Source organism: Polynucleobacter sp. 35-46-11 (assembly GCF_002281105.1).
The window spans coordinates 1-8,976 of the sequence record NZ_NCFJ01000074.1; the positions used below are offsets into that span (position 1 = coordinate 1).

Below are 8,976 nucleotides of genomic sequence, written 5' to 3' on the forward strand. Positions count from 1 at the left end.
GCGATTATCAGCAGCATGATCAAAGAGTTATCGTAAAGATACTAAAGCCATGATGGTCTCTTAATTAAAAATGTTAGTAATGAATTATTTGAATCAATATTTAAAAAGCGAATTACTTCACTTGAACAATCTTGAGTGAGTTCGTGCCACCAGGCTCACCCATAGGTTCACCAGAAGTCAGAACAACTACATCACCCTTCTTCACTGCCCCTAACTTCTTCAGGCAATCTTCAACCTCCTGCAAGGCGGTATCACGTTGCTTGGTGTAGTCCAAGCCAACAGGGAATACATTGCGATAAGTGCTCAATGCACGCTGAGTGGCAATCTTTGAAGTTAAGGCAAAAATAGGCAAATGAATATTATGTCGACTCATCCAAACCGCGGTAGATCCTGAGTCTGTTAAAGCAGCAATCGCATTGGCATTGAGATGATGCGCTGTAAATAGCGCGCCCAAGGCAATTGTTTGGTCAATACGTGAGAAGGTTTGGTCCAAGAAATCGGTATCAAGCTTTACACGGTCAGACTTTTCAGCCTCAACACAAATCTCAGCCATCGCTTTAATCGTTTGCACGGGATACATACCAGCAGCAGATTCTGCAGACAACATCACCGCATCCGTACCATCTAATACCGCATTAGCAACGTCACTGACTTCAGCGCGCGTCGGCACTGGAGCATTAATCATGGACTCCATCATTTGCGTTGCTGTGATCGTGAATTTATCAGCCTCAAGTGCCAGCTTAATCATGCGCTTTTGCAAAGCTGGGACAGCAGCGTTACCTACTTCAATCGCTAAATCGCCACGCGCAACCATGATGCCGTCACTCTCCGCGATGATGCTGTTCAATGCATCAGGTTCAATCGCCTCTGCACGTTCTACTTTTGCAATCGTGCGCACTTTGCCAACACCATGCTTTGCGCTAGCGGCATCAGCCAACTTGCGGGCATAGGCCATATCTGCGCCATCCTTAGGAAAGCTGATTGCCAGAAAATCTACGCCCATCGCGATCGCCGCATCTAAATCGGCGATATCCTTTTCTGTCAGGGCTGGTGCAGTCAGACCGCCACCAGCACGGTTAATACCTTTGTTATTTGAAAGTGGGCCACCTTGCTCGACGAGGGTAAAGATCTCTCCGCCTTTAACATTCTCAACACGAAGCACAACTAAACCGTCATTTAGTAAAAGGCGATCGCCTGGCTTGACATCTTGTGGCAACTCTTTGTAATCCAGACCGACACGCTCTTGATTACCCAGCTCACATGCGACATCCAGAACAAAGTGTGCACCTTCCTTTAAAAGAATTTTGCTATCAACAAATTTACCCACGCGAATTTTTGGGCCTTGCAAATCGGCCATGATGCCCACTTCTTTTCCTACTTCTGCAGAAATGCTACGCACTAAATCATGACGTGCCTTATGGTCAGCAACAGTGCCATGAGAAAAGTTCATTCTCACGACATCCACGCCTGCTCGAATCATCTCGCGCAATACTTCTGGTTTTTCTGAAGCAGGGCCCAATGTGGCAATGATTTTTGTTGCTCTCAACATAGTTAGTCTTTCGCTCTTTCGGCCAATACTGCAAAGGCTGGCAAGGTTTTGCCTTCCAAGAATTCCAAGAAGGCGCCGCCGCCAGTAGAGATGTAATCCACTTGATTTTCAATGCCGTACTTCGCAATTGCAGCCAAGGTGTCACCGCCACCTGCAATGGAAAATGCAGGTGAATGAGCGATTGCTGCAGCCAACATCTTAGTGCCACCACCAAACTGATCAATCTCAAAAACGCCCAACGGACCATTCCACACAATCGTCCCAGCATGCGCCAACATGATGGATAAACGTGCAGCAGTTTTAGGGCCAATATCCAAAATCATGTCATCTTCTGCGACTTGATCAGCAGGCACACGGTTTGCGCGCGCCAACGGAGAGAGTTCGTTCGCAACCACAACATCCTCAGGAATAGGGACGTGCGCTCCGCGCTTTTCCATAATCTCCATGATCTCTCGTGCCTCGTCAACCAAATCAGGCTCTGCAAGCGACTTACCAATCGGTAAGCCTTTAGCCAACATAAAGGTATTTGCAATACCGCCACCCACAATTAACTCATCTACTTTGTCAGCTAAAGCTTTAAGGATGGTCAGTTTTGAAGATACTTTAGAGCCAGCCACAATCGCTACCAATGGGCGCTTAGGACTTGCAAGGGCACGACTCAAAGCATCCAACTCAGCAGCCATCAATGGTCCAGCACAAGCAATCGGGGCAAATTTAGCTACGCCATTTGTAGTTGCTTCAGCACGGTGAGCAGTGCCAAATGCATCATTGACATAAACATCACACAAAGCGGCAATCTTCTTGGCCAGCTCATCATTATTCTTTTTCTCGCCCACATTGAGACGACAATTTTCTAGCAGCACCAATTCACCGGGATTGACTTCAAAGCCACCATCAACCCAATCGCTAATTAAGGGAACCTTACGATTTAAAAGCGTGGCAATTCGGTCAGCTACCGGAGCCAAACTATCCTCGGGCTTGAATTCGCCCTCAGTTGGGCGACCCAAATGCGAGGTGACCATGACAGCTGCACCAGCATCCAAACACATCTGCACCGCTGGCATTGAGGCCCTAATCCGGGTGTCTTCTGTGATGTTGCCCACATCATCCTGAGGCACATTGAGATCGGCGCGGATTAAAACCCGCTTTCCCTTGAGCAGACCTGCTGCAGCGAGATCACTGAGACGTTTTACTTTAAAGAGAGTTTCCGGCATGAGAATGGGCAAATTTAGTGGTTTACAGGGAATGCTCCATTCTAAATCGTCTGGGCTTGAGATCCCAAAGGAATTGGACTACCCCACCCCGCTCCCTGCTCTACAATAAAGGCTGAGACGTATTCCAGGCCTAGGGGCTCCCTAGCAGCATGGCACCCAGTTTTACCGAATTGAATCACCCTATTTATTACATATTTAAAAGGTAGAGAAAATGTCGATGTCCGACCGCGATGGCTTTATTTGGTCCGATGGGAAGCTCGTTCCCTGGCGTGAGGCCAATATTCATGTGCTAACCCACAGTCTCCACTACGGAATGGGTGTATTTGAAGGCATTCGCGCCTACAAAACTCCCCAGGGCACTGCCATTTTCCGCCTTCCAGAGCATGTTAAGCGCCTATTCAATGGAACTAAGATTTTCCAAATGACTATGCCTTGGACCCCAGAGCAAATCACCAAGGGCATTATTGAGGTCGTCAATAGCAATCAGCTGGAATCTTGCTATATCCGCCCAATTATCTTTATTGGCTCCCAAAAGCTCGGCATCTCTCCGAAAGGCAACAGCATCCATACCGCGATCGCCGCCTGGGAATGGGGTGCTTATTTGGGTGAAGATGGTATTAACAAGGGTATCCGCGTTAAAACCTCCTCATTTACACGTCACTTTGTGAACTCCTCATTGGTACGCGCCAAGGCTTCTGGCTACTACATCAACTCGATTTTGGCGAACCAAGAAGTAACTGCTAATGGCTACGATGAAGCCCTGCTACTGGATACAGAAGGCTATGTATCTGAAGGATCTGGTGAAAACGTTTTTATGGTGAGTGACGGGATCGTTTACACCCCAGATCTGGCTTCTTGCTTAGACGGTATTACTCGTGACTCCATTATTCAGATCGTCAAAGATCTCGGCCTTGAATTGCGTGAGAAACGCATCACCCGCGATGAGATCTACTCTGCTGATGAGGCCTTCTTTACTGGTACCGCTGCAGAAGTAACGCCAATTCGTGAGTTGGATGATCGTACTATTGGTGATGGCAAGCGTGGTCCTATTACCGAGAAAATTCAGAAGACCTACTTTGATGCGGTCTACGGTAGAAGCGATAAGTACAAGTCTTGGTTAACTTACGTTAAGTAATAGGAAATCAGAGAATGAGTGAAGCTCAAGTTGTGATGGTGAATGGCAATACCGATTTGCCTTTACATTGCCCAACCAATAAAACTCCTAGCTGGAATTCACATCCACGCGTATTTCTGGATGTGGCTAAAACGGGTGAGGCAAAGTGCCCTTATTGCGGCACTGAGTACAAACTCATTCCAGGTACCGAACCCCACGGACATTAAGTCCATCAGCACCCCTAATTGGGGTGCTGTCTCGGGATACCTCATATGAATCGTATTCTGATCATCGCTCCCAATTGGATTGGTGATGCCGTAATGTCCCAGCCTCTGCTGGCGAATCTCAAAGCAAGTTACCCGCAGTCACAGATTGATGTTTTAGCAAGCCCCTGGGTTGCGCCCATCTATCGCGCCTGCGCTGAAGTGCATCAAGTCATAGAGGCGCGCCTAGAGCATAAGCAATTGCAGTGGGGTCTACGCAAGCAGCTAGCAAGGCAACTGGAATTAAATCAATACGATGCCTGCTTTGTTCTTCCCAACAGTCTCAAGTCCGCCTTAATTCCTTGGCTCGCCAATATTCCACTTCGAATTGCTTATCGTGGAGAGATGCGCTTTGGACTCATCAATTTCGCTTTGGATAATCCGAGCAAGACCAATCGCCCCCCGATGGCGAATCATTACCTTGCTCTTAGCAATGTAATACAGTCATCACAAGAGATTGATATCAATCAATCAGCAGATCCTAAACTCAACATCTCACTCGCAGCCACAAAGTCTGTCAGCGCTAAGTTGCAAATAGCAGGGATAAATGAAAAATCTATCTATGTGTTTTGTCCAGGCGCAGAGTTTGGAGCAACAAAACGCTGGCCTACCGAGCACTTCGCCACTCTCGCAGAGCAACTGATTACCCATGAGTCCAATGCGCATGTCATTCTGTTAGGCAGCAAGGGTGATCATGAATTCGGTAAGGAAATTATTTCTCAAGTAACAAATACCTCTCAAATTCAGAACTGGTGTGGCGAGACTTCACTTGATGAAGCGATTGCACTCATTGGTATGAGTAAAGCACTGGTCAGCAACGACTCTGGCTTAATGCATATCGGCGCAGCATTAAAAGTTCCGCAAGTAGCGATCTTTGGATCAAGCGATCCTCGCCATACGCCACCACTATCTGATAAGGCAAAAGTCATCTGGCTTAACTTGCCATGTAGCCCCTGCCACAAAAGAGAATGCCCACTTGGGCATCTCAAATGCTTAAAAGATATTTTGCCTACGACTGTATTGAGCGCCGTTCAATCACTCCACTAATTTTGTCGCGATATACATCACCAGAAAGTAAGCCATGACTAAACTTGCCAGACTTTTTCATAATGCCGATGAAGTGGTGGATGCCTGGCGTGACGCCTTAAAGCATCGTGATGTCAAAGGCGCCTTGGCAATCTGGCTAGATGACGACTCAATTACTTGCGTGCTCCCAGAGGGGCAACGCTTAAGTGGACATGCAGAAATTCGGGAAGGTTTAGAGCGCCTGCTGGCAAAGCAAGCTCTCTTTTTAGAGCCAATTGCCTGTATTAACCATTCTGTTTTAGGTGCTGCGGTCTACGACACTACTGAAGCCGTGCATCTGCGTGCCGATCAAATTGAAGCGGAGTTCTTCCTCAACATCACTTTGGTCTTACTGCAGGATAGTCAGGGCTGGCGCATTGCCCACCTGCATGCAAGCCATTCAACTGAAGATACTTTTGATGCCCCATCTACTCCGCACGGACTGCACTAATTCGTGATGGCTCAAAGATTGCCGCTTTATGGATGAGCAAGTACTTCGATCTCTTATTAAGTGGCCTAATGTTCCACACTGCTTTGGATGGTTAGCTCTGGATCGTCGAGGTCAATGGCGCATGCGTGATGAATTTGCACAAGCCAATCAATTGGCTGGAAGTGTCATTCAGCACCTAGCCCTCAATGAATTTATCTCCAGAAATTACGCATGCGATTCCTTGGGTAGATATTTTTTCCAAAATGGGCCACAACGGGTTTTCATCACGCTAGATGCCACGCCATGGATTGCCAGAATCATTCCCACCGAAAGTGGTCCTCAGTTATTAACCCAGTGCGCTACAGAAATAAAACCGCATGGCGCTCTGAGTGATGAAAAAGGCAATATCTACATCACTGGCCTGATCCCACAATCAAGCTCCGATCAAATCAATGCCACTGCGTTCACCAAAACAGAATTTTTATCAGTTGCGCTATTACATGATCATGATTTAGATCTCTTCTCAGAGCAATCTCAAGTTCAGGAAGATGCCTGTAGCTACAGAGGCTCTTGGCAGTGGAATGGCAGAAGTTTACCGATCGAACCCATTCATTCAAAGGAACTGGGTGAGCGCTTTCACTTCATCAAAGCACCTAGCAATTAATTAGCTGGGCATATTTTTGCCCTGCTCCTTCAACTCTTCTTGATATTCCTTTTGCATTTCGCGTAGACGTGCATCAATACTAGAAGCCTGATAAAAGTCAGCGCCACCAGAAGATCTAGCAATCTTGAGTTGCTCAATGGCGGATGGCCAAGCACCTTCTAGCGCATACTTTTCTCCAAGAGCGTAATGGCGCATTGGTACATTCTTTGCCTGATCATAGGCATTCGATAGCATGGTCCACCAAACTACCTCATTAGGTTGTAACCTAGTGCGCGCCTTTAACCACGTAATGGCGTCGTTGGTACGGCCTAGTTTCAGGTAAGCATTCATCATCGCTGCGCCAGCAGCATAGGATTGTGGAAAGGCCTTCAAAGTCCCTTGAGCAATTTGCAATGCCTCATCGCTTTTGCCTCTAGCTAATGCTAATTCAGAGGTAGTAATGTCTAGGGAGAGGCTCTGCCTCAGTATGGGAGACCCCGGTGCACTTGCGCTATTAGCTAGATTGCGTGCTTGCTGCAAATAGCCTGCAGCCTGATCAAACTTACCTTGCTTTTGAGCAACGAGCGCTAGCCCATAAAAACCTTCCATCTGTTTGCCTGGAGAAGACTGCTTACTCAAACTATCAAAGGTGTTTCTTAAGTCATACATTTGACTAGAGCTTCCAGACTGCTCGATACGAGCACGCGCTTTGATGAAATAAAACTCGACCGCAGTGGGCACATTTCGGCTGGTGATATTACGAGCCCGATCTTGCATATCTGCAATACGATCGGTAGTTAATGGGTGAGTGCGAACATAGGATGGAACGCCGCTATCCATAATGCCCGTAGCTTTTTGTAATCGCTGGAAGAATCCCGGAGCACCATTCACGTCGTAACCGCTTGCCGCCAGAATCTGAAAGCCAATACGATCAGCCTCGCGCTCAGCATCTCTAGAGTAGGAGAGTTGATTATTCACTGCCACCGCCTGGCCACCCTGCATCAATCCAGAAGCAGCGCCTGGATTACGTGAGGCAGCTAAGGCGCCCAACAAGATGCCAGCAAGGGCAATCATCGTGTTGGTAGTTTGCTTATCCATTTGACGCGCTAGATGGCGCTGTAAAACGTGGCCGGTCTCGTGCCCCATCACTGAGGCTACCTCTGAATCTGTTTCAGCACTCACCAACAAGCCCGTATGAAAACCAATAAATCCACCAGGCAATGCAAACGCATTAATACTGCTATCTTTAACAGCGAATACCTCAAAGTTATAGGCGCCACTGCCCTGCTCATTAGCCCCACCCAATTGCAAACGTTTTGCAGCTTGCAATAAGCGTCGCTCCATTTGATTTAAATAATCATAGATAGGCAAGTCATTGGAATAATCTGGATCCGGACGAATCTGGCGCATGATCATCTCACCATACTTTTTCTCATCCATACGGCTTAAGCTATCGCCACCTGGATCACCCATATCTGGGAGCACAAAGCTTGGCTGAGTTAGGGGCGTATTGCGTGAGGGCAGATTTGAAGAGCGGGCGTCGGGCGACTGAACCGCTCTACCTAGGTTCTGCAAAGCAGCAGACTCACCCTGAACCGAGACATCCCCAGTTATTGAGGAAGGCGCAGGACCAGCGGCATAAACAAAGCCAGCGCTTGGCCAAGCCAAGCTCAAAATGAGCTGAGCAGCCAAAATTCGCTTAAATAGCGATAGTTTTTGCGATGTCTTTATGACTTCCATCCCTATATGGTAAAACCTATTCCATGAACAAACTAACTCATTTTGATGCCTCCGGCCAAGCCCATATGGTTAATGTGGGGGACAAACCCAATACCCACCGAATCGCCCTTGCTGGCGGTACGATTTCGATGTTGCCTAGCACCTTCAAAATGGTCGAGGAAGGGACGCATAGGAAGGGTGACGTTCTCGGTATCGCCAGAATTGCAGGTATTCAGGCATCTAAAAAGACATCTGATCTGATTCCCCTTTGCCATCCCTTGGCTTTGACTCATGTCAGCCTAGAATTTCTCCTACACCCAGAATCCAGCAGTATTAGCTGCCAAGTGAGAGCTGAAACCACCGGACCTACAGGCGTAGAAATGGAAGCTCTCACCGCAGTCCAAGTCGCCCTCCTCACAATCTATGACATGTGCAAAGCAGTCGACCGTGGCATGGTGATGGGGGATGTGAAGCTCTTGGAGAAGAGTGGCGGCAAGTCTGGCGAATGGAAAATTGCCGAATAATTTTGGAGGATATATGGCAGGAAAACTCAGTAAAAACGGTATTGCAATCCTTGCCAGCTTAGGTGTTGGCATCACCATGACTATTTTGTACTTCAACGAAAACATCAGCTTGTTTTTTGCTATTGTGTTTGCCTTGATTTTTAGCACAATCTCGAATTACGTCATCCTCGGCAGGGAAGCCTTCAAAGACAAATATGGAATGAACAAAAAGAAGAAATAAAAAATGTCCGTCAGGGCATTGATTTAACTCTTCTTTCTACCCCAAGGCTCCATATGGGCATGGCGACGAATAATAAAATCAAAAATAATTTTCATCCACAAGGTTGAGCCAGCAATTGCTGACCAGGTTTCATAAGGTAAACCTAAAACCACCACGCCAAAAATGGCGTAAGTCATGATTAATCCCCCAAGCAAATTGAGAGCACCAACAATCAGGGCAAATTTATGAGGGTTCT

The 8,976-nt window shown here is 47.3% G+C and carries 10 protein-coding genes and 1 pseudogene; 7 read left to right on the forward strand and 4 right to left on the reverse strand.

Annotated features, from left to right (window positions below):
• Nucleotides 1–112: 112 nt before the first annotated feature.
• Both pyk and B7Y67_RS07555 read right to left on the reverse strand, forming a co-directional pair.
• Complete coding sequence (gene pyk, locus B7Y67_RS07550; RefSeq protein ID WP_293598115.1) at nt 113–1,549, reverse strand: pyruvate kinase; 1,437 nt, start codon at nt 1,547–1,549, stop codon at nt 113–115.
• 2 nt (nt 1,550–1,551) lie between these two features.
• The gene (locus B7Y67_RS07555; protein WP_293598116.1) at nt 1,552–2,763 is read right to left on the reverse strand and encodes a phosphoglycerate kinase; all 1,212 of its coding nucleotides are present in this window, start codon (nt 2,761–2,763) and stop codon (nt 1,552–1,554) included.
• 211 nt (nt 2,764–2,974) lie between these two features.
• On the opposite strand from B7Y67_RS07555, the gene B7Y67_RS07560 reads away from it, so the two are divergent.
• From B7Y67_RS07560 to B7Y67_RS07580, 5 genes are read left to right on the forward strand one after another with little or no spacing between them, the layout of a single operon-like run.
• Nucleotides 2,975–3,898 carry a branched-chain amino acid transaminase gene (locus B7Y67_RS07560; RefSeq protein WP_293598117.1) on the forward strand — a complete coding sequence of 308 codons (924 nt, stop codon included), beginning with the start codon at nt 2,975–2,977 and terminating at the stop codon, nt 3,896–3,898.
• Nucleotides 3,899–3,912: 14 nt separating this feature from the next.
• Entirely contained in the window at nt 3,913–4,104 is a 192-nt protein-coding gene (locus tag B7Y67_RS07565; protein WP_015421968.1) for a zinc-finger domain-containing protein, read from the forward strand.
• Between the two features lie 45 nt (nt 4,105–4,149).
• On the forward strand, nt 4,150–5,187 hold the full coding sequence (gene waaF, locus B7Y67_RS07570; protein WP_293598118.1) for a lipopolysaccharide heptosyltransferase II: 1,038 nt from the start codon (nt 4,150–4,152) through the stop codon (nt 5,185–5,187).
• A 34-nt stretch (nt 5,188–5,221) separates the two neighbouring features.
• Nucleotides 5,222–5,656, forward strand: coding sequence for a nuclear transport factor 2 family protein (locus tag B7Y67_RS07575; RefSeq protein WP_215302004.1), 435 nt, complete (start codon nt 5,222–5,224; stop codon nt 5,654–5,656).
• A 28-nt stretch (nt 5,657–5,684) separates the two neighbouring features.
• The gene (locus tag B7Y67_RS07580) at nt 5,685–6,299 is read left to right on the forward strand and encodes a DUF2946 family protein (protein WP_293598119.1); all 615 of its coding nucleotides are present in this window, start codon (nt 5,685–5,687) and stop codon (nt 6,297–6,299) included.
• Here B7Y67_RS07580 and B7Y67_RS07585 read toward each other — a convergent pair whose 3' ends face one another.
• The gene (locus B7Y67_RS07585; RefSeq protein ID WP_293598120.1) at nt 6,300–8,018 is read right to left on the reverse strand and encodes a M48 family metalloprotease; all 1,719 of its coding nucleotides are present in this window, start codon (nt 8,016–8,018) and stop codon (nt 6,300–6,302) included.
• A 23-nt stretch (nt 8,019–8,041) separates the two neighbouring features.
• Here B7Y67_RS07585 and moaC point away from each other — a divergent pair, with 23 nt between their 5' ends.
• Nucleotides 8,042–8,521, forward strand: a complete 480-nt coding sequence (gene moaC / locus B7Y67_RS07590) for a cyclic pyranopterin monophosphate synthase MoaC (protein ID WP_293598121.1) — start codon at nt 8,042–8,044, stop codon at nt 8,519–8,521.
• A gap of 13 nt (nt 8,522–8,534) precedes the next feature.
• Nucleotides 8,535–8,741: a hypothetical protein gene (locus B7Y67_RS07595; protein WP_215386762.1), complete on the forward strand. Its 207-nt coding sequence runs from the start codon at nt 8,535–8,537 to the stop codon at nt 8,739–8,741.
• A 23-nt stretch (nt 8,742–8,764) separates the two neighbouring features.
• Here the strand turns inward: B7Y67_RS07595 and B7Y67_RS07600 are convergent.
• Nucleotides 8,765–8,976: pseudogene (locus B7Y67_RS07600) on the reverse strand (hypothetical protein); the annotation flags it as partial.